This window comes from Nocardia wallacei (assembly GCF_029868745.1).
GTDB lineage: Bacteria > Actinomycetota > Actinomycetes > Mycobacteriales > Mycobacteriaceae > Nocardia > Nocardia wallacei_B.
On record NZ_JARWOP010000381.1, the window covers coordinates 40,207 to 64,033 of the forward strand.

The window sequence follows — 23,827 nt, forward strand, 5'->3', positions numbered from 1 at the left end:
CGCGATCGTTCCTACCGTCTGCTCATGCGCTCGAGTCTCCTGCTGCTCGGGGTGGCGGCACTGGCCGTGGCCGGTTGTTCCGGCGACACCACCACCGGGTCCACGCCCTCCCCTGTTCCCGTCGCTCGCGTGGACGCCGTCCGCGGCGATCTCGACGTACTGATCGAGGCCGGGGCGGTCGGGGTGATCGCCACTGTCACCGACCACGGGCAGTCGGTGACGCTGACCGCGGGCGCCGCGAATGCCGAGACCGGGCAACCCATTCCGACCGACCCGCCGCAGCGCGTCCGGGTCGGCAGCATCGCGAAATCGTTCGTCGCCGCCCTCGTGCTGCACCTGGTCGACGCCGGACGGGTGGACCTCGACGCACCGGTCGACACCTACCTGCCCGGTGTGCTCACCGGCGACGGAATCGACGGCCGGGTCATCACCGTGCGCCAGATCCTCCAGCACCGCAGCGGACTGCCCGAATTGACCGAGAATCCGGAGATAGACGAGGACCTGGCCGCGCGCACCGGACGCACCTTTACTCCCGGCGAGGAGATTGCCATCGCTTTGCGGCGGCCCGCCGATTTTCCGCCCGGCAGCCGGTACGACTACAGCAACACCAATTTCATCGTCGCCGGAATGTTGGTCGAGCGTGTGACCGGGCGGCCCTACACCGATGAACTGCGCGACCGGATCCTGGATCCGCTGCGGCTGACCGGCACGTATCTGCCGCCCACCGGGGAGCTGGAGCTGCGCGAACCCCATCCGAACGGCTACACCACCGTCGACGGCAAACGCGTCGACGCCTCCCGTATCGAACCGTCGGTGCCGTGGGCGGCGGGTGGTCTGGTGTCCACAGGCGCCGACCTCAATCGCTTCTACTCGGAGCTGGCCGCCGGGCGGGGGGGTGCCGCCCGCGCGACTGCGGGAGATGCTCGACGGCGGGCCCACCGGTCCGGGTAAGCCGGACTACGGCCTCGGTGTCATGTACGGCCCGTTGCCCTGCGGCGCGGAATTCGTCGGGCACAGCGGGGGAATCCACGGGTTCTCGGCGATCTCGGGCGCCACCCGTGACGGTCGCGCGGTGACCGTGTCGATCACCGGTCAGGTGCCCAAGGAGAAGGCCGATTCGCAACGCATCCTGGCGCACGGCCTGTGCTAGTGAGCGTCCGGGCGGGTTACGGTGGTAGCCACAGCGTTTCGGAAGGACTGCCTCGTGACCAGCACGTACCCGCCGGGCCCTCGGCTTCCCAGGACGATTCAGACCGTGCTGTACACGCGCCGGCGCGGCCCCTATGTGTCCGCTCTGGCCCGTCGCTACGGCGAGGTCTTCACGGTGCGGATGGTTCCGCCGTATGCCGAGCGGCTCGTGGTGTTCTCGCGGCCCGAGCACATCCGGGAGATCTTCGCGGGTGATCCGGCGGATCTGCATGCGGGCGAGGGCAATCGGGTGCTCGGCGCGATCATGGGCGAACACTCACTGCTGCTGACCGACGAGGCCGAGCACGCCCGCGCCCGGCGACTGCTGATGCCCGCCTTCACCGGGTCGGCGCTACGCGGCTACCGATCTCTGGTGGAAGCCATCACCAAGTCGCAGGTCGACGGCTGGGCCACCGGGACGACGCTGCCCACGCTGGACCGGATGAACCAGCTCACCCTCGAGGTGATCATGCAAGTGGTGTTCGGGATGACCGACCAGCACCGCCGCGACGAACTCGCGCCCCTGCTGCGCCACATCATCGACATCAACCCGATCGTGTTCTTCGGCTGGAAGTACCCGCGGCTGCAGCGCTTCGGACCGTGGAAACGCTTCCGCGACAACCAGAACGCCATCGACGAACTGCTCTACGCCGAGATCACCCGCCGTCGCGGCCACCCCGACCTGGATCAGCGGGCCGATGTGCTGTCGCGGCTGCTCGCGGTCGGTTCCGGTGACGACTCGGCCGACGCGCCGCTCACCGACGCCGAACTGCGCGACCAGCTCATCACCCTGCTGCTGGCCGGCCACGAGACGACCGCGTCGGCGCTGTCGTGGGCAATGCACGAACTCGCCGCCGACCCCCGGACACAGGACCTGGCACGCCGGGCGGCCGCCGAGGGTGACGACAAGTACCTGGAAGCGGTGCTGAAGGAGGCGATGCGGCTGCGGCCGGTCATCGGCGGCGCGGTACGGCGGCTCACCCGCGACATGACAATCGCCGGGCTGGACCTGCCGCGCGGCACCGTCGTCTCCACCTCCATCGTGCTGGCCCATCAACGGCCCGACAACTACCCCGATGCCGCCCGCTTCCGCCCCGAGCGTTTCCTCGACGGCAGCGTCGCCCCGCACACCTGGCTCCCGTTCGGCGGCGGCGTGCGCCGCTGCATCGGCGCGGGATTCTCGCTCATGGAAGGCACCGTCGTTCTCCGCGAAGTACTTTCGCGCTACACCCTGTCGCTTCCCCCGGGCGCCACCACCGAGCGCGGCCGAATCCGCAACATCACCAACGTCCCCGCGGGCGGCGCCCCCGTCGTGCTCACCGCGGACGACACTCGCTCCGAGCCCACCACTCCCGCTCACATCTGAAACGCAGGGCCGCAACCGGATCCGGCACGCTCGGCCCCCTCACCTTCAGCCCCGGCTTGACACATACCCATATGGGAATATGATCTGTGCAATGGCACGAGCAGCGACAACGTCGGACATTTTCAACGCGATCGCCGAGCCGCAACGCCGGGAGATCCTGGTGCTACTGCGGGCGGGTGAGCGGCCGGTGACCGAGTTGGCCCAGGAGTTGGGAATCACCCAGCCGGGAGCGTCCAAACACCTGCGGGTGCTCCGGGAGGTGGGGCTGGTGCGGGACCGCAAGGCGGGTAAGCAGCGCCTGTACGGCCTCGACGCCCGCGGGCTGCGACCGGTCCACGAGTGGACCGGCGGGTTCGAACGATTCTGGAACGAGAGCTTCGACCGGCTGGACGAGTACGTGCGGGATCTCCGGCAGGCACGGCAGGAGGAGGAGAAGTGACCGATCGCAGCGACCGCGAGATCGTGATCACCCGGGTCATCGACGCCCCACAAGAGTTGGTGTTCGAGGCGTTCACCGAAGTCCGGCATCTGTCGCGGTGGTGGGGACCGGAGGGGTTCACCACCACGACGCGGGCATTCGAGTTCCGCGTCGGCGGGGAGTGGGACTTCGTGATGCACGGACCCGACGGGACGGACTATCAGGAGTGGATCCGCTGGACCGAGATCACCCCGCCGGCGCGGATTGCGTTGCTGCACGGTGAGTCTCGCGACGACCCGAATGCCTTCGAGTCGGTCCTCACATTCGCGCCCGACGGCCCGGCGACCCGGATCGACATGCTCACGGTATTCCCCACTAAGGCGCTGCGCGACGAGGCGGTCGAGAAGTACCACGCGATCGAAGGCGGACAGCAGACGCTGAGCAACCTTGCCGCCTACGTCACCGAGATCGTCCGGACGGGAGTCGAGGGCTGATGGCCGGAAAAGTGTTCTTCAGCGTGTCGATGTCGCTGGACGGGTTCATCGCGCCCGAGTCCACCGAGGATTTGATGGGGCGGCAGTGGATGGAACTGCAGCAGTGGCTGTTCCCGCTGCGGTTCATCCGGGAGAATCTGCGGCTCGGGGAGGGTGGCGAGGAAGGGCGCGACAACGACATCGCGCGCGAGACGTTCGAGCGTACCGGCGCGAGTGTGATGGGTAAGCGCATGTTCGACGCCGGCGAGCAGGCATGGCCGGAGGAGGCGCCGTTCCACACCCCGGTCTTCGTGGTGACACACGAGCAGCGTGACCCCTGGGAGCGTCCGGGCGGGACCATGTTCCACTTTGTCGACGATGGCATCGAGACGGCGATCGACCGGGCCCGTGCGGCCGCCGGCGGCCGGGACGTCCGCATCGCGGGCGGCGGCGCGACGATCCTGGAGTACGTGAACGCCGGCTTGATCGACGAGTTCACGATCACGCTCTCACCCGTGCTGTTCGGCTCCGGAATCCGCCTGTTCGAAGGCGTGGACGCACGCCGCGTGGCCCTCGAGCCGCTCCGCGCGGAGCCGACGCAGCGGGTGACCCATCTGACCTACGCAGTCCGGGAGAGGTAACTTCTTCCACTATGGCTCGCTCCGGATACGCGCTGTTGTTCACGGTGTGCGCCTTTGCATCCAGTGCCATTCCCGCGCACGCGGATTCGGGGGCGCCGGCGGTGCGGTTGCTCGGGGAACAGGTGCTGCCGCACGGGCTGGACTTCGCGGGTACCACACCGTGCTCGCCGATCCCTCCCTCCGCATCGCCCACCCCGACGGCGCCTTCGCCGGCGAGCTGCCGATCCCGGACAACGAACGCGTGCGGCCGGATTCGGGTCCGCGGACCAACGACGTGCTCGAGGGCGTCACCTTCGCGGCGGGCGGTGCGCTGCTTGTGAGCTCGGTGGAGGGTCCGCTGCTGCAGGACGGTCCCGGCCCCACGGCGGCCACCGGCGCGTTGACTCGGATCGCGGTGCAGGCGCGCACCGGGCCGTTGCTCGCTCAGTACGCCTACCCGCTGGATCCGGTATTCGCCGAGGGTCCGGCTCCAACGGCATCGCCGCGATCCTCGCCGCCGACCCGGTCGATCCGACGAATATCTTGTGCTGGAACGCTCGTACGTCGAGAGGGCAGGCAACAAGATTCGCGTCTACGAGATGGACACCGCCGGGGCGACCGATGTTCTCGACGCGCCGTTGGGACAGGCCCGCCCGGTGAGCAAGCGGCTGCTGGTCGATCTCGCCGACGTCGGCCTCGCCGAGATCGACAATATCGAGGGTATGACGTGGGGTCCGCAGTTGGCTTCCGGTGAGCGCACGCTCGTTCTCGTCAGCGACGACAACTTCTCCGGCAGTCAGATCACGCAGGTCGTCGCTCTCGCCGTGCGTTGAGGTCGGCGAGCGGCATCAGGCGAACGCGAGTACGGCGAGGCCGAGCAGCGCTCCCCCGAAGACGAGGGTGTTGCGTACGGTCTGCAAGGTCCAGGTCCACCGGGGGAAGCCGGATTCGGCGATCCGGAGCAGGGCGGGGACGTCGATGCGGGCCAGTTCGGGATCGTTCTTCCTGCCGAAGGCCGCTCGCACCGACCGTTCCGCCGTCAGGTTGCTGTAGACGATGACGCAGTTGCCGAGGAACAACAGCGACAGGACGACCCAATTCACCGGACGCATCCAATCGAAGCCGGCGAGGCCGAGGCCCGCGGCGAGCACGAGCAGAGCGGCGATGCCGCCGGGCGCCCACCATTCGTGGCCGCTGGCGTCGAAGCGCATGCCGTTCTCGCGCAGCGCGGTGGTCCGGACGCCTTGCCGGGCCAGCTCACCCTCGGCCCGAGCCATGGCTGCGGTGCCGTAGCGATTGCGCACGATCGGCATGCTGAGGAAAGCGGCGGCGGCAATGACCTTCTCGCATCACGAGCACGTACTCGGCGTCTACGAGAAGGCCGGTTTCGACGAGGCGGAGGCCGATCGGGCCGCCGCCGCGGTGTTCATGTTCGTGCTCGGCAATGCCATCGGCGCGTCCGCCGACATCGCCGTCAAACGGCGGTTCGCCCAAGGCGGTGACAATGCCGAAGCTCAACTCGCCCAAGCTATGTCGGAAGCGACAGATATCGCCGCGCGATACCCGCGGCTGCGCGGCCGCATCGAGCGCGCCGCGGCCACCGAACACAACGCGGCCCCGGTTGCCAGCTTCGAGTTCGGACTCGCCGCACTACTCGACGGGCTGCGGGACCGGATCGAGAACGCGGGAACCGCGACCGCCTAGGGCGTGCTCTGTAGCATGCAGCAGATGGCCATCAAACTCGAGAACGTCGGCATCACCGTACGTGACCTCGAAGCAGCGATCTCCTTCTTCACAGACCTCGGCCTCACGGTCGTCGGCCGTGACACGGTCAGTGGTGAGTGGACCGACACTGCCGTCGGCCTCGAGGGCAACCACGCCAACATTGCGATGCTCCAGACGCCAGACGGTGATGGCCGCCTCGAACTCTTCGAGTACATCCATCCCCAAGCGATCGACTCGGAGCCCACTCGCCCCAACGAGATCGGCATGCACCGCGTCGCTTTCTCGGTCGACGACATCGACAAAGCCCTCGAGGTAGCCGCGAAACACGGATGCCACCCGCTGCGCGCCGTGGCCACCTACGAGGACATCTACAAGCTCACGTACGTCCGCGGTCCCAGCGGCATCATCGTGATGCTCGCCCAGGAGCTGAAGAAGAACTGAGGCTCGATCGGGCTGTGGCGCCGACCCACTGATTACCCGCGCGCCCACTTCGGCATCTCCCGGCAGCGTCAGGATTCCTGGGCGAACCGTCGCGCTAGCCGGATCCTCCGATGAGCGCACGCAGGTCCGGGAGCGCGCCGATCCGCTGCGAGGCGGGACGGTTCGGTGCGTCGGTCTGCGGAGAGCCGGTTTCCCGCAGTTTGGTGCGGATCTGGGCCGGGGTGAGACGGGCGCCGGCCGCCGCGGCCGCGCCCTGGCAGCTCGCGACGGCGCCGACCACGATCGGGGAGGCGCTGGAGGTGCCGCTGAAAATGTCTGTGTACCAATAATCTTCGTTCCGGCCGCCCTGCAGGTCGCCGTATCCCGTGGTGGTGACCTCGCGGCCCCAGCCGTGCGTGTCCAGCCGGGCGCCGAAGTTCGAGAACGCCAGGCGCGATCGTCCGGGGCCGTGGTCGCGGCCGTGCGTGCCCGGCGGCGGTGCGCCCGCCCCGACCAGCACCGCTCCGGAGTCCGCGGCACCGCCCCGGAACGGGTTGCTCCATGAGTCCGGGAAGTCCGCGGGCCGCGTGTCGTACAGGGCGTCGTCGAGATCCTCGCCGCCGTTGCCACCTGCCTCGACCACGATCACGCCTCGGTCCACCGCGTAGCGGATCGCCGCGAAATCGTCGGGCCACCATTCGACGGGGATGTACCCGCGCTGATCCGGCCGGCCGGCGTAGTCGAAACGCGGTCCCGGCCGGTGCAATTCGAGCAGGATGAGGTCGCCGGCGCCGAGTGCGTCCGCGGCGATCCGGGTCGCCGACGCCGATCCCGGGCCGAAGAAGGACACGGCCCGGATCGAGGCCTCCGGTGCGATCCCGGTGATGCCGAACGTATTGACGTCCCCGCTGATCACGCCCGCCACCGCGGTGCCGTGGTCGCGCCAGCCCAGATCGGTCGACGGGACGCCGCCGATCACGCCGCCCTGATTCTCGCGCAGATCTTCATGAGTGAACCGCCACGCGCCCTCCACGTCCACCACTCGCACCCCTGTGCCTCGGCCGCCTGTCCGCGTCCAGGCCCAGCGTGCGTCGATACCGTTCGGTGCGGCGTCGAGATAGCCTTGGCGGACGGTGAATTCGGGTGTCACCGGCGGGGCGTCGGATTGCGCGCGGACCACCGAGACCAGGGGATCGATCGGGGGTTCGGCGGGCGGTTTCACGTAGGCGGCCGCCACCGCGTCGTCGGCGCGCAATCGTTCGGCCAGTGTCGTCAGGTCGGCGGTCGGCACCCGCGCCGCGCCGCGGACGAAGAAGTAGTTCAGGTATCGGGCGCCGGTCGACTCCGCCGGCGTTCCGTACAGGCTCTGCTGCAGGCGGTCGCCGGCGCCGAAGATCCGGACGAGTTCCAGATCGTCGGGAAGCAGTGTGGCAACGTGGCCTTCGGCCGAGCGGGTGGCGTCCAGGGCGACGAGATCGATGGACGCGGCGGCGCCGTGCGTGACCACGATCAGCTCGTGCGGCGAGCGAATGCCGCCGGTCGACGCCGATCGTTCCGAACTGCTGTTCCGATGTGCCGATGTCATGGTGACAGTCAACCTGGTCACGTTGGACCGCGAAGCCCGAATGCGGGCGGTCCGCGTCGAAGCGCCTGCGCCGCGGACGATTACGACCGCCACTCCCGGTCGTCATGCGGTGGTCCCGACCCCTTCCCCGGCTTCCCGGCGGGTGGCCGACAGCAGTTCGTCCAATTGACGCTCGGCGCGTTCGGCGCGGGCGAGGGTTTGAGCGCGGGCGTCGTCGAGAGCGGCGAGACGTTCGGCTGTCTCCGTGCGGGACTTCTCCAGTGCTGCCGCATGCTCGGACCGTAGCGCCGCGGCGTGCTCCGACGCGGTGCGGCGAGTGTCGGCGAGTTCGGTTCGGACCGCGGTGAGTTCGTCGCGCACGCGGTTCAGTTCGTCACGGGTTTCACTCAGCGCCTGGTTACGTTCGCCGACCGCGGCCTCCGCTCGCTCGATGGCGCGCTCGGCATCGGCCGCGCGTTGTACCGCGAGGTCCCGCTCCGCCGCCGAGGCGGTGACCTGTTGGGCCGCCTCCCGTTTGGCCCGTTCGATATCGGCGCTCGCCTTCCGGCGCGCCAGTGCGATCTCTTCGGCCGCTTGCTCGCGGGCGCGCTCGATGTCCGCGGTGGCCTCGCGGCGAGCGGTCCGCACCTCGGCCTCGGCTTCCGTGCGGGCGGTGAACACGTCGTCGGCCGACTGTTTGGTGACGCGGCCGACCTCGGCCAGCGCGTCGTCGCGGGCGGTCAGCGCCTCGGCGATGCGGGCCTCCGCCTGCTCGGCCGCGGTAGCGGCGTCCTCGGCGGCGAATTCGGCCGCGGCTCTTGCCTCTTCGGCCTCGCGGCGGGCCTGTTCGGCCGCGACGGTCGCCATCTCGGCCTCGGCGATGCGCCGCGCGGCGTCCGCCTGAACGGCCTGGACCTGGGATTCCGCGACGGAGGGGTCCGCGAGGGTGGACAGTTCGGCGACCGCCGCGTTGAGTGTGCCGCTCAGCTGATCAGCCAGAGCGCGGAACTGTCCGAGCAGCTCATCGGCACGTAGCCGAGCCGTGGCAACCGGACCCTGTTGCGTCACAGTGACGTTCGCCGCCGGTACCTCGACCTCCTGCTGAAGACGCTGCCGCTCCCGCCATGCGCGCCAACGAGTGTGCTCAGGGTGGTCGCAGTATTCCGATGGTCTGCCGGGCCCGCCGTTGCGGGTGATAGAGCGCGCGCATCCCGGATAGCTACATACGTTCGACACCGGGAAATCGTAGCGTTGGTTTCGTTGGATCTAACGTATCGACACGAAACGAAAACTGCTGGGAGGCAATTCGACCCATGAGGCCCTAACACCCGATAAGTGAACCTTATCGGTGGTTAGGGCGTACGGGTTCCTCTGGCGACATCGACCGAATTCCGTTTCCGTTTGGTTTCTAACAACGAAACGAAACTGCGACGAAAAGCATTGAAAACTGTGCTCGGCAGTACTGGCTGTCCGGGTTGTCGCCAGATGCACCCGTCGATGCGCGCCATACGACAAGTCAGATGAGACTCGACATCATTGGTGCGAGTCGTCGTCATCATCACGCGCGAGCTAGGAAACGTCATCGGGTGTCAGCGGTAGGCCACATGAGAATGGTCAGTGGATCCGGCAAAATCTGATAGCCACCTATCGGCGGGATCGATCGATAGAGCCGATGTGAGCGACTGCAAGCAGGCGAAACCGCTGAGTATCACAACTGGCTGGTCAACGGACTCGGCCCGGTCGATGCGTGACTCCCACGCACGCCGGACGACGAAGAAATGTAGGGATCTGGCCCCACACTGAGCAGCCAGCGCGGATATTCAGACGAGGTCGATCGTCGTTTTCGCCGATTGCAGGCTGTGGTGCGAGAGGTACCGGTGGCGCTGAACGAAGGCCGATCCGCGCCCCGTGGACTGGTGCAGGATCGGTGCTCTGAGTTCGATATGCGCTGGGTGCCCCTTGCTCGTCAGGAGGAAGACCTGGTAGCGGCCATCGGTCCAGCCCGCAGCTCGGCCGGCGGTGATCGCGGCCGCGATCTTCCGGTCGGACTTGTGCGCATCGCCAGTCAGAGCTGCTAGCCGATTGGCTTCGGCTGCAGACCATTCCACGTTGTCGCGGTGATGAAGGATCCGAGGTATCGCGCGTTTTATCTCTTTGTCGGCATAGAAGGCTACGTAGGTGCTGGGACGGAAGTTCCGGCCGGCGGGGCAGATGTAGACCTGATTCGATTCATAGATTTTCCAGGCGTCGGTGCCTGGGACGACGAGGGTGTCGATCGGGGTGACCGGGCGCTGCGCGTAGAGGGCGCTCACCTTCTCGTGGCGTTCGAGCCAGGCGCGCGCATCGGGGCTGATCCATTCCACGAGGCTAAGCATCTCTTCGAGATGGAAGAGAATGTCCTGGGCCAAGAGCGAGTCGTGGTGAGCGAGCCGATTCCGAAACGGGCGCAGTCGTGTCAGCTTGGCGGTGACGTTCTTTCGGAGCCCACGGGGTGCTCCGGGCAGTGCCCTGTTCAACGCGGCCCGCCACAGATCCTCATGCCGGGATCCGAACAATTCGGTCCAGAAACCGAACGAGACACCGGCGATGATCTGGCCTTTGGAATCGCGAGCGGGGCTGATCCGACGAAGGCGTGTTCGGGTGGTTTCGATCTCTTTGCTGATGAACGCGTGGGCTTCGCCGTTGATCGAGGGAATCATGAACCAGGGGATCTTGCGGCGCGCTTCGTCGGCATGTTGGGTCAGTTCGCGATCGATCGCGTTGCGCAGCATGACCTCGACGTACGCGAAGGTCTCCATGCATGCAGCGGAGATTGCCGCATTCCAGGCATACAACTCGAGCGCTTTATCGACGTCGCCGCCGCTCTCGTCCAAGTACGGAGCCAACCGCTCACTGGTGAACAGTGAAACGAGGTTCTTACGCGCGGCAGCGCGAGCAACTGCGGTCACAACGAGGATGCTATCGTGATTAGCGAACGCCCCAGGCCGCCTCTACGCGACGTATGCGACCTGGGGCTCCTTGCTGTCTGGAGCGCGATACCTCCCGTTGACCCATCTCGTGCTGCTGTGCATCTGCAACCTCTTCTCTGCGGTACCTACGCGAGATTATCGGCGAAAGCTCCTGCGGGGCAGCGTTGTCCCACTCGTGGTGTGGAACGACGACTTCCGTTGGTCCACAGCAACGATGTCGCCATCCGAAGTGGCGGAACTGTCGCGGCGGAGGTCAGGAGCGAGCTACGACAGATCAGTTGAGAACCGATACCGGCGTACCAACCGAGGATTCTCCCCCACCGGTCTCACGACGCTTGCGAGGACACGGGTGGGCCCGGTGCTGGAGGCTCGAGGGTCAGGTGGTTCTGTCAGATGTGGCGGTCAACGGAAGAGAGCGAGTGCCGGTGAGTTTCGAGGCGGAGATCCGTACGACCGCAGGAGGAGTGCGTGGGAAGTGGCAGGGCGCGGTCGCGGTGTTCAGAGGCATCCCCTATGCCCAGCCGCCTGTCGGGCCCCGGCGCTTCGCGGCTCCTGTTGCGGTGCGGGCGTGGGATGGAGTGCGGGATGCGTTCGAGTTCGGGCCGCCCGCGCCACAGGCAGGGTCGACGGTCGCGCATGACGGGAATTGCTTGACCCTGAATGTCTGGTCCCCCGACCTCGGTCCGGCCGGATTGCCGGTAATGGTGTGGATTCACGGCGGCGCGTACCGGGAGGGCAGCTCCGGCAATCCGCACTACGACGGCGCCACGCTCGCCGCGGCCGGGGTGGTCATGGTCAGCCTGAACTATCGCGTCGGTGTGGAGGGCTTCGCGCACATAGCCGGTGCCCCGGACAACCGCGGCATTCTCGATCAAGCCCTGGCGCTGCGCTGGGTGCAGGACAATGTCACCGCGTTCGGTGGGGATCCGGGGCGGGTGACCGTGTTCGGCCAGTCGGCAGGCGCGGGGTGCGTTGCGGCGCTGCTCGCAATGCCCAAGGCGCAGGGGCTGTTTCAGCGTGCGATCGCGCAGAGTGTTCCGGGCACGTACTTCTCCGCGGGGCTGGCCGCAGCGATCTCGACAAGGATCGCCGAGGAGGCGGGGGCCCGCGCGACCGTCGACGACCTGGCGCGCGTGGACTCACATGCGCTGGTCGGCGCGTCGGATGCGGTGCTCCGGCGAATGCCGTCGCTGGTCGACTCGTGGGGTCCTATGGCGCTGACACCGACGCCGTTCTCCCCCGTGGTCGACGGGGATGTGCTTCCCTGCGCGCCGTGGCGGGCGCTGGCGAACGGCAGCGTGCGAGGCGTCGAACTGCTCATCGGTCATACCCGCGACGAATACCGGTTGTTCAATCCTCTGCGTGGCCGGGAGGTTGCCGACGACCAGGTGACCACTGCCCTGCGGCATCTCGCTCCTCGGCCGGACGGGCCGGGCGACTACCGTGCCGTCTACGCCGAGTCCACTCCCGCGCAGCTGTACGAAACCGTCCACGCCGACTGGCTGTTTCGTATGCCGAGCCTGCACCTGGCCGACGCCCATGCCACCGGCGGCGGGCCGACCTGGGTCTACGAACTCTGCTGGAGCTTCAACGAGGTGGAGGGCTCCTCGCACTGCCTCGATTTTCTCCTGGTGTTCGGCACACTCACCCCGGCCGAGGTCCGAACTCATCCCGCTGCCCATCCGACCGCGGCCGGCGAAATCCGTCAGGTCGCCCATGCCATGCGCACCGACTGGCTGGCCTTCGCTACGACGGGCAACCCCGGGTGGACGCCCTACGACCCTGACGTCCGCGCGACCCGCGTGTACGCCGCCACTCCGACCACCGCGCCCTATCCCGAGGAACGTTCCCGGTTCGTTTGGGCCACACACCGATTCGACACCCTCGACCTTCCCGGCACCGGGTAGGGCTCGGTTCGGCACCGTGACCGGCTCGCCGAGCGGATGGTGTGCCGGGGAGTTGACTGTGCCGCGAGGGCATAGTTTCCACTGGTGGGGCGGCGAGGAAGTTGCGGGGTCCGCGGAGCGCACGGGAAGGGTGGATGATGGCCTGGAGTACGCGGCAGCTCGCCGCACTGGCCGGGACGACGCTGAGGGCGGTCCGGCACTATCACGAGGTGGGCCTGCTCGACGAACCCGAGCGTGCTTCGAACGGGTACAAGCAGTACCGGACCGAGCATCTGCTGCGGCTGTTGCAGATCAAGCGGCTCAGCGATCTCGGGGTGCCGTTGGCGCAGATCGCGGCGATGGGGCGCGCGGATGAGGACCCCGATGAGGCGATCCGGGTGTTGGACGCCGAGCTGGCGGCGACCATCGAGCGGCTGCAGCGGATTCGTGCGGAACTGGCGGTCATCCTGCGGGATCGGGTACCGGCCGATGTTCCGGCCGGGTTCGGCCACCTCGCCCGGGAGCTGTCCGAATCGGACCGGTCGATGATCATGATCTACTCCCGGCTCTTCACCCCGGAGGCGATGGCGCAGCTGACCGACATGGTGGCGCACCGGCATCCCACCGATGACGAGTTCGATGAGCTGCCCGCCGACGCCGACGCGGCCGCGATCGGAGATCTGGCCGCGCGGATGGCGCCGGTGGTCCGCGAACTCCAGCGGCGGCACCCGTGGGCCGCCGATCCGGCCGCCTATTCCCAGCGGAGCGTCGAGGTCACCGAAGACGCGGTGGTGCAGGCGCTTCGCGACCTCTACAACCCGGCGCAGTTGCAGGTGCTGCGGCGCGTCGATGCCCTCATCGCCGAATCGGCCGACGACCATCGCTGACCCGGAGGAGCCGGACATGACGACATCGAAGAGTAGAGCCCTGCCCGAGCTGGTCGCCGTCGAGGAGTTCTTCGCCGATCCGGAGTTCTCCGGGGCGTCGATCTCACCGGACGGCACCCGCATCGCCTACCGCGCCCCCGCGCACGGGCGGCGGAATGTGTGGGTGCGCGGGATCGACGAGGACCACGAGGACGCAGTCTGCGTCACCCACGATGCGCGGCGCGGCATCACCAGTTACTACTGGACCGACGATCCGCGCTGGCTGCTGTACCTGCAGGACACCGACGGCAACGAGGATTGGCATCTGTACCGGGTGGACCTCGAAGCGCCGGACGAGCCTGCCGTGGACCTGACGCCCCTGGCGCCCGGCTCGCGCGTGTTCGGCGCCGAGCCATCCGCCGCGGTCCCGGGGACCGTGCTCGTGTGGATGAACAAGCGCCCCCACTTCATCGACGCGTTCCGTATCGATGTCGCCCGCGGGACGACCACGCCGCACCTCGAACAGAGCGAACCGGGTGCGACCGTCCTGCTGGACCGTAGCGATCGACCGGCCTTCGCTTCGCAGCTGGCCGAAGACGGTGTCTTTCAGTTCTTTACGATCGACCCGAGCACCGGCGAGAAGCACCCGCTACTTCGTGTCGGGGGCGCTGAGCATCCGATGGGTGCGCAGCCACAGCTGGTGACGCCGGACGGACAAGGCCTGCTGCTCGGCGCCTATCAGGATTCCGTCGATCTGCGGCTGATCCGCGTCGACCGCGAGACCGGGCAGCAGACCGTTGTCGCGGCCGTTCCGGGGCACAGTCTCGACATCACCGGCATGATGGCTCCGGGCGTACTGCCGCCCACCGTATTCCTCAGTCGTCGGACCGGAGAGGTCCTCGCGGCGCGTTTCGTCGGCGACCGGCCCCGGATCGAGGTGGTGGACCCGCACTTCGCCGAGGTCTACGCCGCTCTCGCGCAACTCTCCGACGGCGTGCTCGGCACATTGTCGTCGGACGAGTCCGAACAACGCTGGGTGGCGACCTTCATCCATGACCGCGACCCGGCGGTGACCTGGTTCTACGACCACGCGACGGGACGGAGCCGGCAGCTGTTCCGTGCCTATCCGCGGCTGGACCCGGCGGTGCTGGCACCGATGACCGCGGTCGAATTCCCGGCGCGAGACGGGTTGCCGCTGCACGCTTTCCGCGCCCTGCCGGTCGGTGTCGAACCCCGGAACCTGCCGCTGGTGTTGCTCGTACACGGCGGGCCCTGGGCACACGACACGTGGGGCTACGACCCGCTGGTGCAGTTCCTCGCCAACCGCGGCTACGCGGTGCTGCAGGTCAATTTCCGCGGCTCGACCGGCTACGGGAAGCGGCACACCACCGCCGCGATCGGTGAGTTCGCCGGGGCCATGCACGACGACCTCATCGATGCCGCCGACTGGGCGGTGGCCGAGGGGTTCGCCGACCCGCAGCGGATCGGCATCATGGGCGGTTCCTACGGTGGCTACGCCGCCCTCGTCGGCGTCACCGTCACCCCCGGCTACTTCGCCGCCGCCGTCGACTACGTGGGTATCTCCGATCTGGCGAACTTTCTGCGGACACTTCCGCCGTTCACCCGGCCCTACAACGTCAACAGTTGGTACCGCTACGTCGGCGACCCCGAGGACCCCGACCAGGAAGCCGATATGCGCGCCCGCTCTCCCCTCACCATGGCGGATCGGATTCGTACGCCGCTACTGGTTGCCCAGGGCGCCAACGACGTTCGTGTGGTGCAGGCCGAATCCGACAATATCGTTGCCTCGCTGCGCGACCGCGGTATCCCGGTCGAATATCTCGTCGCCGAGGACGAGGGCCACGGTTTCGCGAATCCGGAGAACCAGATCCGGCTCTACCGTGCCGTCGAGCGGCACTTCGCCCGGCACCTGGGCGGCCGCGCGGAATGATCATGCTCGACCCTAGATTGCTAGCATGCTAGCATCGGCCGGGTGGGCGACGAGGATGTGAAGCAGTTCAACGTCTACCTGCCGATCGGGTTGATCAAGCAGGTGAAGATTCGGGCCATCGAATCGGGGATGTCGCTGTCGGCGCTGGTCGCTGCGGCGCTGCGGGCCTATCTCGACGTTTCCCACCAGCAGCCGGAGACGGAGAAGGATTGATATGACGACCGAAGGCATCGAGGCCGTGTTCCTGGAGACCCACAACTGGGGGAAGACCGCGAGGTTCCTCCAAGGATTGGGGTTCGAGGTCGAATTCGAGACCGACCACAACTCGGGCCAGTTTCGTAACAGTGACGGTCCCTATGTATTCGTGGCGGAGGTGGCGCCCACGCAGGAGCCGCGCGTGCAGTTGGTGTTGAAGGCCGAAAGTACCGATCAGCGGCCGGGCGACGATGTCGAGATCGTCTCCGAGTTCGAGCAGACCCATTTCGGGACTCAGGAGATGACGGTGCGGGATCCGGACGGCCGATTGTGGAGCCTGCAGGCTCCGGGGAAGCAGTGACCGCCGTGCCCGCCGACGCTCAGCCCGACCACACGGCCGTGCGTACCGCGCTGTGGCGTGCGGTGCACCTCCGAAGTGATTCGCCGCCTTATGTTTTCGAGGACGAGGTCGGGCTGCGCCTCGCCGAGCCCGAGGACGGCTGGCAGGAGCGCCCGGACATGGATCCGGTGCTGACCGCCCCGATGCGGGCGGGGATCCTGTCCCGCGCTCGTTTCATCGAAGATCTCGTCGCCGCACAAGCCGACCTCGGGGTCGATCAGTACGTGCTGCTCGGCGCGGGTCTGGACACCTTCGCGCAGCGCCGTCCCGCACTGGCCGAACGTCTTACGGTGTTCGAGGTCGATCAGCCGGGTCCGCAGGCGTGGAAGCGGCGGCGGCTCGGGGAACTCGGCTTCGCGATACCGCCGTGGCTGCGGCTGGTGCCGGTGGATTTCGAGACGGACTCCTGGTGGGATCGGCTGACCGACGCGGGTTTCGATCCGGGGCGACCGGCGGTCGTCGCGTCCACCGGCGTCAGCATGTACCTCACCCGGGACGCGAATATCGCTACCCTGCGGGAGATTTCACGGCTCGCCCCGGGATCGACGCTGGCCACGACGTTCATGGTGCCGATCGACCTCGTCGGCCCGGACGAGCAGCGGCTGCGCGGGTTCGCCGAACAGGGCGCCCGTTCCTCCGGCACACTGTTCATCAGTTTCTTCACGCCCGCGGAGATGCTCAACCTGGCCAAGGAAGCGGGTTTTCCCGCCGCCCGCCACGTCGCGCCGGACGAGCTGATCGACCGCTATTTCGCCGATCGGCCCGACGGCCTGCGGCCCGCGCAGTCCGAGCAGATCCTGGTGGCCACCACCTGAATTCACCGGTCCGGGGTGTCGGTCAAGCAGATCACGGTCTGCTGGCCGGTGGCGACAAGTGCCTTGTCGGCGGCGAATCCACAGCAGGCTGGGGGCGCCGTGTCGCGCACACCGGTCCGGATGCGTCGGTGCTGTGGCGAATAGGTAAACGCCGCATGCGGTTTCGCCGTCGGAGGCCCTATGCGCGGTACTGTGACCGACGATGAACCCACCACTCGATTCCCTCGCCGCCGAGAGCGCGGCCGTGGCCGTGCCCGAGGCCGTGCACACCGAACTCCGCCGCGGCGTGCGCAGTGTGCTCGTGGATATCGCGGCGTTGCGGCTGGTGCGGGAGCGGTTCGACGACGAGCAGGCCGGCGCGCTGCGACGGTATCTGGAGGCGTCGCAGTCACCGAACACGGTGCGTGCCTATCGGTCCGACTGGATCGGGTGGTCGGCCTGGTGCGCGGCCGAGGAACGGCAGGCGTTGCCCGCGGACCCGCTGGATGTGGCGGTGTATCTCGCGGCCGCGGCCGATACCCGCAAGCCGGGCGGCGAGTGGGCGTTCAGCGCCGCGACCCTGGAGCGCAAGAGTGCCGCGATCGCGGCCGTGCACGCCGCGAACGGCTTGCCCTCCCCCACCCGCACCGACGTCGTCCGCCTGACTCTGCGCGGCATCCGGCGGACCCGCCGCACTCAGCCCAATCGCAAACGGCCCGTCCTGCTGCACACTCTGGAGCAGCTCCTCGACGGCCTGCCCACACCCGGCTGGCCGACCGAACCGGCCCGTCGCCGCGATGCCCTGGTGCTGCTCGTCGGTTTCGCGGGAGCGTTGCGGCGCAGTGAGATCGCCGGGCTGCGCCTCTGCGATGTCCGCGTCGACCTCGACCACGCCAGCGGCGAACCGGTGCTGCTGATTCAGCTGCCCGCCACCAAGACCGACCCGACCGGTGCGGCGGCGCAGCGGGTGGCGCTGCCGCGCGGCAGCCGGCCGCGCACCTGCCCCGTCTGCGCCTTCGCCGACTGGACCAGGTTGCGGGAGACGCACTTTCGCCACGGCACGGGGGGTTTGCGCGCCTGGCTGGACGACCGGATGGTCACCGACAGCGGCATCCACCGCTGCCACGCCTTCACCGGGACCACTCTCACCGACCCCGACCTGCCGCTGTTCCCGACCATCTCACGGCACGGCGGTATCGGCAACGACGCCATGTCCGGCCGTGCCGTCGCCGAACTGGTGAAACGCTACGCCGCCCGAGCCGGCCTGGATCCCGCCCTGTTCTCCGGCCACTCCCTGCGCGCCGGTTTCGCCACCCAAGCCGCCCTCGGCGGCGCCAGCGACCGCGAGATCATGCGCCAGGGCCGCTGGTCCAACCCCCGCACCGTGCACGGCTACATCCGCACCGCGAACCCGTTGGAGGACAACGCCGTGACGAAGCTGGGGCTGTAGTCGCTCATCGGGTGGAGACGGTTTCCTGGTGCCGAACCCTTACGGTCGCGCAGCGAAAGTACTACTATCGTCTGTAGTAGATCATGGGAGGGTATCGGATGCACACCATTACAGTCGACCGGGTGATCGCGGCACCGATCGGTGAGGTCTTCGACTGGTTCGCCGATTCACGCAACTACGCCCGCTCACCGTTCGTGCTGCGCAACCGCTGGGCCCGGCTCGGGGACGACGCACCGTACGGGGTCGGCGCGGTGCGGATCCACCTGTGGTTGATCGGATGGTTCCGCGAACGCGTCACCGCGTACAACCCACCGCACGGCTTCGACTATCTCGTCGAGCGCAGCTTTCCTCCCGCGCGCCACGAAGGCGGCAGCATGACCTTCACCGAGGCGGGCGGCGGCACGCGCATCGTGTGGAGTACCACTTCCGAACTGCCGCTTCCCTTTCCGGCCCTGAACGCCGCCGCGATGAAACTCTTCGGCCCGGTGGTCGCCAAGGCATTCGGCACAATCGTCGACACCGCCGAAGCCGCCCTCACCGATCCGCGATCCGCAGCGACCTGACCACCGGTCTAGGGTGTGCCCGGGGGCGAAGGGGCGAAGGTGTTGGGCAGGCTGCCGTCGCGGCCGCCAGGCGGCAGGTCCGGAACGTCGCCGGAAGTCGGCGGGGGCGAGCTGGTTCCGCCGGGGTCCTGGGGATCCGGTAACCGGTCGGTCTGCTGGTCCGTTCCGGCGGCGTTGCCCTGATTCCGGGTCCCGGCGCGTTCCAGCATCTGCTCGCTTTCCTGGATGGCGCGCTGGGCGACACCCAGGTAATAGCTGTTGATGTCGAGGCCGTCGGGCACGGTGTCCGCGGCTTTCTTGTTGATCTCACCGATCGCCCGCCGGATGGCGTCCCGGCCCTGCCGGGAGTTCTCGCCGGTGCTGTCGATGAGGCGTGCCAGGTCCTGTTCCGTCGCCGCGAAGACCTTCGCCGTGTCGACGAGCAAGGAGGCCTTGCCCTCGTAGGAGCCTATGCCGCTCATTCCGGGCGGGACCGTGAGTGTCGGCGGCGCGGGCCCCGGGCCGGTCTTCCCGGCCTGGGGCGGGTCGCCGAGCATCTGCCAAATGCCGCACAGAAACCCCGGAAGCTGCTCGAACAGGTCATCGACCTCCGCGTTCAGGCCGACCGGCTTCAGCACGCTCGGCATCTCCGTGCACTCACCGCATCCCATATCGACCGGCTGCTTCGGCCGGATGTCGCCGAAGAATGCCGACAAGCCGCCACCGACCGAAGCCCCGCTGGCCTGCGCCGTAATACGTTGGCCCGTCGTATATTTCAGCAGACCGGCCCGGCCGAAGCCGAACAAACTGCCCGCGCCGCCGGCCACAGCGCCCAAGCCCGCGTCGACCACGATATCGCCGAGGGATTCTCCGCGCAGCACACCGTCGAGCGCGCCACCGACCAAGCCGCCGATCGCGCCTCCGGCGATACTGCCGACCGGGCCCCACGCCTTTCCGACCAGCGCGCCGACACCGGGCAGCACGACCTCCGCCGCATTGCCGAGAAATGTGGGCACTTTGTCGGACATCACCGATCCTTCACCTGCCGCGCCTGGAACGCGAGTGGTCAGTTTTCCCGATACCGCAAGTGTGGTTGCCTAGGTATCGAATTCCACATCGGTCGCGGCGCGAAATCCGATTGTGCCCCGAAAACGGCGGGACCACTAGCGAAATGGGGGCTCGTTGAAGGTGCGGAGTTTGCGGGAGTGCAGGCTGTCGCCTTCGGCGCGTAGTAGTTCGACGGCGCGGATGCCGATTTGTAAGTGTTCGGAGACTGTGCCCTCGTAGAAGCGGTTGGCTTGGCCGGGGAGTTTGATCTCGCCGTGGAGTGGCTTGTCGGAGACGCACAGCAGGGTGCCGTAGGGAACGCGGAAGCGGTAGCCCTGGGCGGCGATCGTGGCGCTTTCCATGTCGACGGCGACCGCCCGGCTCAGGTTGAACCGCAGGGCCGAGGCCGAGTAGCGCAGTTCCCAGTTACGGTCGTCGGTGGTGACGACGGTGCCGGTGCGCAGGCGCTGCTTCACCGCCTCGCCGGGCATGCCGCTCACCTGCTTGGTCGCGTCGTACAGCGCGCGCTGGACCTCGGCGATGCTGGGGATCGGGATGTTCGGCGGCAGTACGGGATCCAGGACGTGGTCGTCGCGCAGGTAGGCGTGGGCCAGGACGTAGTCGCCGATCTCCTGGCTCTCCCGCAACCCGCCGCAGTGGCCGATCATCAGCCAGGCGTGCGGGCGCAGCACCGCGAGGTGGTCGCACATGTTCTTGGCGTTGGCGGGACCGACGCCGATGTTCACCAGCGTGATGCCCTGCCCGGTGGACGACATCAGATGCCACGCCGGCATCTGATGCTTCTTCCACGCCTCGTCGGCCACCATCGAATCGTGGTCTCCGGTCCCGGCGGTGATCACCGTGCCGCCGGCGCAGGACAGCGCCTCGAAAGGCGTTGCGGGGTCGGCGATCAGGTCGCGTGCCCAGCGCACGAACTCATCGACGTAGCGGCTGTAGTTGGTGAACAGCACGAACGGCTGAAAGTGCTCGACCGGCGTGCCGGTGTAGTGCCGCAGCCGCGCCAGCGAGAAGTCGGTGCGCAAAGCGTCGAAGTGGCTCAACGGCAGTGGGCCGCTGGTGTCGATGAGACCGTCGGCGATCTCGTCGCCGACCTCGGCCAGGTCGGTGGTCGGGAAGTAGCGGGCCAGGTCGGCGCTCATCGACCGGTCCAGCCCCAGTTCGGCGGCGTCGATGACGTACGGGAACGGGATCTCCTGCCGGGAGGGCCCGACCTCGATCCGGATGTCGTAGTCGTCCGTGATCACTGTCAGCTGTTCGGTCAGGTAGCGGCGCAGCAGGGCCGGGCGGGTGATCGTCGTCCGGTAGCTGCCCGGCCGGGTGAGCCGTCCCCACGCGCGCGACCGGTTCTTCGGCTCGGCGCGGCCGTCCCAGCTGATCCGCAACTCGGGATACACGAACGCACCCGCGGCCCGGACCTCGGCGGCGGGCACGACCCCGCTGTCGACGAAGTCCTTCACCGCCGCGCGCAGCGTGGCGACCGAGCGGTCGTAGCGGGCCTGTAGATCGTCGAGGGTCGCCGCCACGGCCACCTCGGTGACGGTCGGGCGCTCGGGCATCCCGGTGTTCGCCATGGCGTCGCTCACCCCCGTTCCGTCACGATGGCGGGCGGTGCGGTCACCGAAAGATCCGGCGGCACTTCGCGATACGCCTCGATCTGCACCAGCGCCAGCTGGCCGGTGGTGCCCTGGCTCAGCGTCGAGGAGGGCCGGTCGGCGGTCAGCACGTTCGGGTTGCCGTGGCGGCAGTGGCTCGGGTCGGCCGGGTCGGGGTCGTACCAGGCGCCGGTGGACAGCTGCGCGACACCCGGCCGCACCCCGGCATCGACCACCAGACCCGCCAGGCAGGAACCGCGGTCGTTGAACAGGCGCACGATCTCGCCGCCGCGCAGGCCGCGCGCCGCCGCCTCGTCCGGGTGCAGCCGGACCGGTTCGCGCTCGGCGATTTTCACCGAGCGGCTGTGCGAACCGACATCGAGCTGGCTGTGCAGTTTGGTGCGCGGCTGGTTGGCGACCAGCTGGAGCGGGAACCGGGCGGCGGCGGGGCCGCCGAGCCACTCCTCCGGCTCGAGCCACACCGGATGGCCCGGGCAGTCCGGATAGCCGTACCCGGCGATGGTGTCGGAGAAGATCTCGATGCGGCCCGTCGGGGTCGGCAGCGGGTGGGCGTCGGGGTCGGCGCGGAAATCGGCGAACGCCACCTGCGCCGGTTCGGCCACCGGCAGCTCCAGACCCGCGCCGGCCCAGAACTCGTCGAATCCGGGCAACTCCCGGCCGCGCTCCCCCAGCCCGTCTCGCCACTGCTCGTACAGGTGCCGCAGCCACTCGCCGGTGGTGCGGCCCTCGGTGAATTCCTTGGCGACGCCGAGCCTTTCGGACAGTTCGGCGAGGATGGCGTAATCGTCGCGCGCCTGGCCGTGCGGGCGGGTCAGCGCGGGCATCGGGAAGAACATGCGGTCGTTGTCGCCGGCGCCGAAGTCGTCACGTTCGATGGTCATGGTGGCCGGCAGCACGATGTCGGCGTGCCGGGCGGTCGCCGTCCAGAACGCGTCGTGCACGACGATGGTGTCGGGCCGGGCGAACGCCTCGCGCAGCCGCGCGAGGTCCTGATGGTGGTGGAACGGGTTGCCTCCCGCCCAGTAGACCAGCCGGATGTCGGGATACGTGAGGTCCTGTCCGTTGTAGCGGTAGGGCGCACCGGGATTCAGCAGCATGTCGGCGATGCGGGCGACGGGGATGAAGGTGTCGACGCCGTTCTCGCCCTGCGACAGATACGGCACCCGCAGCTGCCGCGTCGGTTCCCCCACATTGGCCGCCGAACCGTAGCCGTGGCCGAAACCGCCGCCGGGCAGCCCGATCTGGCCCAGCATGGCCGCCAGCACCACCCCCAGCCACAGCGGCTGCTCACCGTAGCGCGCCCGCTGCAGCGACCAGCTGACCGTCACGAAGGTGCGCGACCCGGCCATCTCGCGGGCGAGCGCGCGAATCCGGTCGGCCGGGATGCCCGTGATCGCCTCGGCCCAGGCCGGATCCTTCACCACCCCGTCCGCCTCGCCGCGCAGGTACCGGGCGAACCGTTCGTATCCGACGGTGTAGCGATCCAGGAAGGTGGTGTCGGCCGCGCCTTCGGCGTCCAGCACCTGGGCCAGCGCCAGCATCAGCGCGGCGTCGGTATTCGGCCGCGGCGCAAGCCATTCCGCCTGCGCCTCGTCCGGTGTGTCGTCGCGCAGCGGGGCGACCGTCACGAATCGGCAGCCGCGCTCGCGTGCCGCCGCGACCCAGCCCCGCGCGTTGTGCCGTGACACCCCGCCCGGACTGACCGCGGCGTTCTTCGGCGACAACCCGCCGAACGCGACCACCAGCTCGGTGTGCTCGCTGATCACCGACTTCGCCGTGCTGTGGCCCAGCAGCCAGTACAGGTCGCACAGTACGTAGGGCAGCAGCACCGCCGAGGTGCCGAGGCTGTAGCTGTTGACGTGCCGGACGTAGCCGCCCAGGCAGTTGAGGAAGCGGTGCACCTGGCTCTGCGCGTGATGGAAGCGCCCGGCGCTGGCCCAGCCGTAGGACCCGCCGAATACCGAGTCCGGCCCGAATTCGCCGTAGACCCGCCGCAATTCGGCCGACAGCAGCTCGACGGCGCGGTCCCAGGACACCGGCACGAACGGCTCGTCCCCGCGCCGGGCCGCCCCCGGGCCGCGCTCGAGCCAGCCCTGCCGTACATACGGGCGATCGATGCGCGTGGGGTGGTGCTGCGCGGAGGCGACGTTCTCGATCAGGGGCAGCGGTTCGGGATCGCCGCGCCACGGCCGCACCTCGGTCAGCCGCTCGCCGTCGGTGGCGGCCTCGAACGCTCCCCAGTGCGTCAGATGCGTCGTCATGGTGTCCACCGTAGCCGGGCCCACCGACACCGCCGTCGGGCCGCCATCGAGATGGACA

The 23,827-nt window shown here is 68.4% G+C and carries 24 protein-coding genes and 1 pseudogene; 18 read left to right on the plus strand and 7 right to left on the minus strand.

Annotated elements, in window-relative coordinates; all coding sequences use genetic code 11:
- Positions 1-24: 24 nt before the first annotated feature.
- The 8 genes and pseudogenes from QH470_RS36300 (at position 25) to QH470_RS36330 (ending at position 4,898) form a co-directional block, all read left to right on the plus strand.
- Positions 25-951 carry a serine hydrolase domain-containing protein gene (locus QH470_RS36300; RefSeq protein ID WP_280276924.1) on the plus strand — a complete coding sequence of 309 codons (927 nt, stop codon included), beginning with the start codon at positions 25-27 and terminating at the stop codon, positions 949-951.
- The gene (locus QH470_RS36305; protein ID WP_280276925.1) at positions 920-1,150 is read left to right on the plus strand and encodes a hypothetical protein; all 231 of its coding nucleotides are present in this window, start codon (positions 920-922) and stop codon (positions 1,148-1,150) included. Before QH470_RS36300 ends, QH470_RS36305 begins: the two co-directional genes overlap by 32 nt.
- A 54-nt stretch (positions 1,151-1,204) precedes the next feature.
- Entirely contained in the window at positions 1,205-2,554 is a 1,350-nt protein-coding gene (locus tag QH470_RS36310; protein WP_280276926.1) for a cytochrome P450, read from the plus strand.
- A 91-nt stretch (positions 2,555-2,645) separates the two neighbouring features.
- Positions 2,646-2,993 (plus strand): ArsR/SmtB family transcription factor, encoded by a 348-nt coding sequence (locus QH470_RS36315; protein ID WP_280276927.1) that lies wholly within the window; start codon positions 2,646-2,648, stop codon positions 2,991-2,993.
- Positions 2,990-3,466: an SRPBCC family protein gene (locus tag QH470_RS36320; RefSeq protein WP_280276928.1), complete on the plus strand. Its 477-nt coding sequence runs from the start codon at positions 2,990-2,992 to the stop codon at positions 3,464-3,466. Before QH470_RS36315 ends, QH470_RS36320 begins: the two co-directional genes overlap by 4 nt.
- Positions 3,466-4,086, plus strand: coding sequence for a dihydrofolate reductase family protein (locus QH470_RS36325; protein ID WP_280276929.1), 621 nt, complete (start codon positions 3,466-3,468; stop codon positions 4,084-4,086). The genes QH470_RS36320 and QH470_RS36325 overlap by 1 nt, the downstream gene beginning before the upstream one ends.
- Positions 4,087-4,246: 160 nt before the next feature.
- Positions 4,247-4,483, plus strand: a pseudogene (locus QH470_RS38400) (esterase-like activity of phytase family protein); the annotation flags it as partial.
- Between the two features lie 127 nt (positions 4,484-4,610).
- Positions 4,611-4,898, plus strand: coding sequence for an esterase-like activity of phytase family protein (locus QH470_RS36330; protein ID WP_280276930.1), 288 nt, complete (start codon positions 4,611-4,613; stop codon positions 4,896-4,898).
- A gap of 15 nt (positions 4,899-4,913) precedes the next feature.
- Here the strand turns inward: QH470_RS36330 and QH470_RS36335 are convergent, their stop codons facing one another.
- Complete coding sequence (locus QH470_RS36335; protein WP_280276931.1) at positions 4,914-5,378, minus strand: hypothetical protein; 465 nt, start codon at positions 5,376-5,378, stop codon at positions 4,914-4,916.
- Positions 5,379-5,400: 22 nt separating this feature from the next.
- Between QH470_RS36335 and QH470_RS36340 the strand changes: the two genes are divergently transcribed.
- The gene (locus QH470_RS36340; RefSeq protein WP_280276932.1) at positions 5,401-5,769 is read left to right on the plus strand and encodes a TetR/AcrR family transcriptional regulator C-terminal domain-containing protein; all 369 of its coding nucleotides are present in this window, start codon (positions 5,401-5,403) and stop codon (positions 5,767-5,769) included.
- Positions 5,770-5,793: 24 nt separating this feature from the next.
- The gene (locus QH470_RS36345) at positions 5,794-6,231 is read left to right on the plus strand and encodes a VOC family protein (protein ID WP_280276933.1); all 438 of its coding nucleotides are present in this window, start codon (positions 5,794-5,796) and stop codon (positions 6,229-6,231) included.
- A 94-nt stretch (positions 6,232-6,325) separates the two neighbouring features.
- Here the strand turns inward: QH470_RS36345 and QH470_RS36350 are convergent, their stop codons facing one another.
- The 3 genes from QH470_RS36350 to QH470_RS36360 form a co-directional block, all read right to left on the minus strand.
- Complete coding sequence (locus QH470_RS36350) at positions 6,326-7,795, minus strand: S8 family peptidase (protein WP_280276934.1); 1,470 nt, start codon at positions 7,793-7,795, stop codon at positions 6,326-6,328.
- Between the two features lie 102 nt (positions 7,796-7,897).
- Positions 7,898-8,842 carry a coiled-coil domain-containing protein gene (locus QH470_RS36355; protein ID WP_280276935.1) on the minus strand — a complete coding sequence of 315 codons (945 nt, stop codon included), beginning with the start codon at positions 8,840-8,842 and terminating at the stop codon, positions 7,898-7,900.
- 752 nt (positions 8,843-9,594) lie between these two features.
- Positions 9,595-10,722 (minus strand): hypothetical protein, encoded by a 1,128-nt coding sequence (locus QH470_RS36360; protein ID WP_280276936.1) that lies wholly within the window; start codon positions 10,720-10,722, stop codon positions 9,595-9,597.
- Between the two features lie 446 nt (positions 10,723-11,168).
- Here QH470_RS36360 and QH470_RS36365 point away from each other — a divergent pair, with 446 nt between their 5' ends.
- The 8 genes from QH470_RS36365 to QH470_RS36400 all read left to right on the plus strand — a co-directional run bounded on the left by QH470_RS36365 (position 11,169) and on the right by QH470_RS36400 (position 18,848).
- Positions 11,169-12,650, plus strand: coding sequence for a carboxylesterase/lipase family protein (locus QH470_RS36365; protein ID WP_280276937.1), 1,482 nt, complete (start codon positions 11,169-11,171; stop codon positions 12,648-12,650).
- Between the two features lie 137 nt (positions 12,651-12,787).
- Positions 12,788-13,516 (plus strand): helix-turn-helix domain-containing protein, encoded by a 729-nt coding sequence (locus tag QH470_RS36370; RefSeq protein ID WP_280276990.1) that lies wholly within the window; start codon positions 12,788-12,790, stop codon positions 13,514-13,516.
- A 16-nt stretch (positions 13,517-13,532) separates the two neighbouring features.
- Positions 13,533-15,446, plus strand: coding sequence for a S9 family peptidase (locus QH470_RS36375; RefSeq protein WP_280276938.1), 1,914 nt, complete (start codon positions 13,533-13,535; stop codon positions 15,444-15,446).
- Between the two features lie 42 nt (positions 15,447-15,488).
- Entirely contained in the window at positions 15,489-15,659 is a 171-nt protein-coding gene (locus tag QH470_RS36380; RefSeq protein WP_280276939.1) for a CopG family transcriptional regulator, read from the plus strand.
- A gap of 1 nt (position 15,660) precedes the next feature.
- Positions 15,661-16,002 (plus strand): VOC family protein, encoded by a 342-nt coding sequence (locus tag QH470_RS36385; RefSeq protein WP_280276940.1) that lies wholly within the window; start codon positions 15,661-15,663, stop codon positions 16,000-16,002.
- 38 nt (positions 16,003-16,040) lie between these two features.
- Positions 16,041-16,856, plus strand: coding sequence for a class I SAM-dependent methyltransferase (locus QH470_RS36390; RefSeq protein WP_280276991.1), 816 nt, complete (start codon positions 16,041-16,043; stop codon positions 16,854-16,856).
- Between the two features lie 202 nt (positions 16,857-17,058).
- Entirely contained in the window at positions 17,059-18,285 is a 1,227-nt protein-coding gene (locus QH470_RS36395; protein WP_280276941.1) for a site-specific integrase, read from the plus strand.
- A gap of 98 nt (positions 18,286-18,383) precedes the next feature.
- Positions 18,384-18,848: an SRPBCC family protein gene (locus tag QH470_RS36400; protein ID WP_280276942.1), complete on the plus strand. Its 465-nt coding sequence runs from the start codon at positions 18,384-18,386 to the stop codon at positions 18,846-18,848.
- Between the two features lie 8 nt (positions 18,849-18,856).
- Here QH470_RS36400 and QH470_RS36405 read toward each other — a convergent pair whose 3' ends face one another.
- The 3 genes from QH470_RS36405 to QH470_RS36415 all read right to left on the minus strand — a co-directional run bounded on the left by QH470_RS36405 (position 18,857) and on the right by QH470_RS36415 (position 23,769).
- The gene (locus QH470_RS36405; RefSeq protein WP_280276943.1) at positions 18,857-19,855 is read right to left on the minus strand and encodes a hypothetical protein; all 999 of its coding nucleotides are present in this window, start codon (positions 19,853-19,855) and stop codon (positions 18,857-18,859) included.
- Positions 19,856-19,990: 135 nt separating this feature from the next.
- Positions 19,991-21,478, minus strand: a complete 1,488-nt coding sequence (locus QH470_RS36410) for an AMP nucleosidase (protein WP_425302842.1) — start codon at positions 21,476-21,478, stop codon at positions 19,991-19,993.
- The gene (locus QH470_RS36415) at positions 21,475-23,769 is read right to left on the minus strand and encodes a molybdopterin guanine dinucleotide-containing S/N-oxide reductase (protein ID WP_280276944.1); all 2,295 of its coding nucleotides are present in this window, start codon (positions 23,767-23,769) and stop codon (positions 21,475-21,477) included. Before QH470_RS36415 ends, QH470_RS36410 begins: the two co-directional genes overlap by 4 nt.
- Between the last annotated feature and the right edge of the window lie 58 nt (positions 23,770-23,827).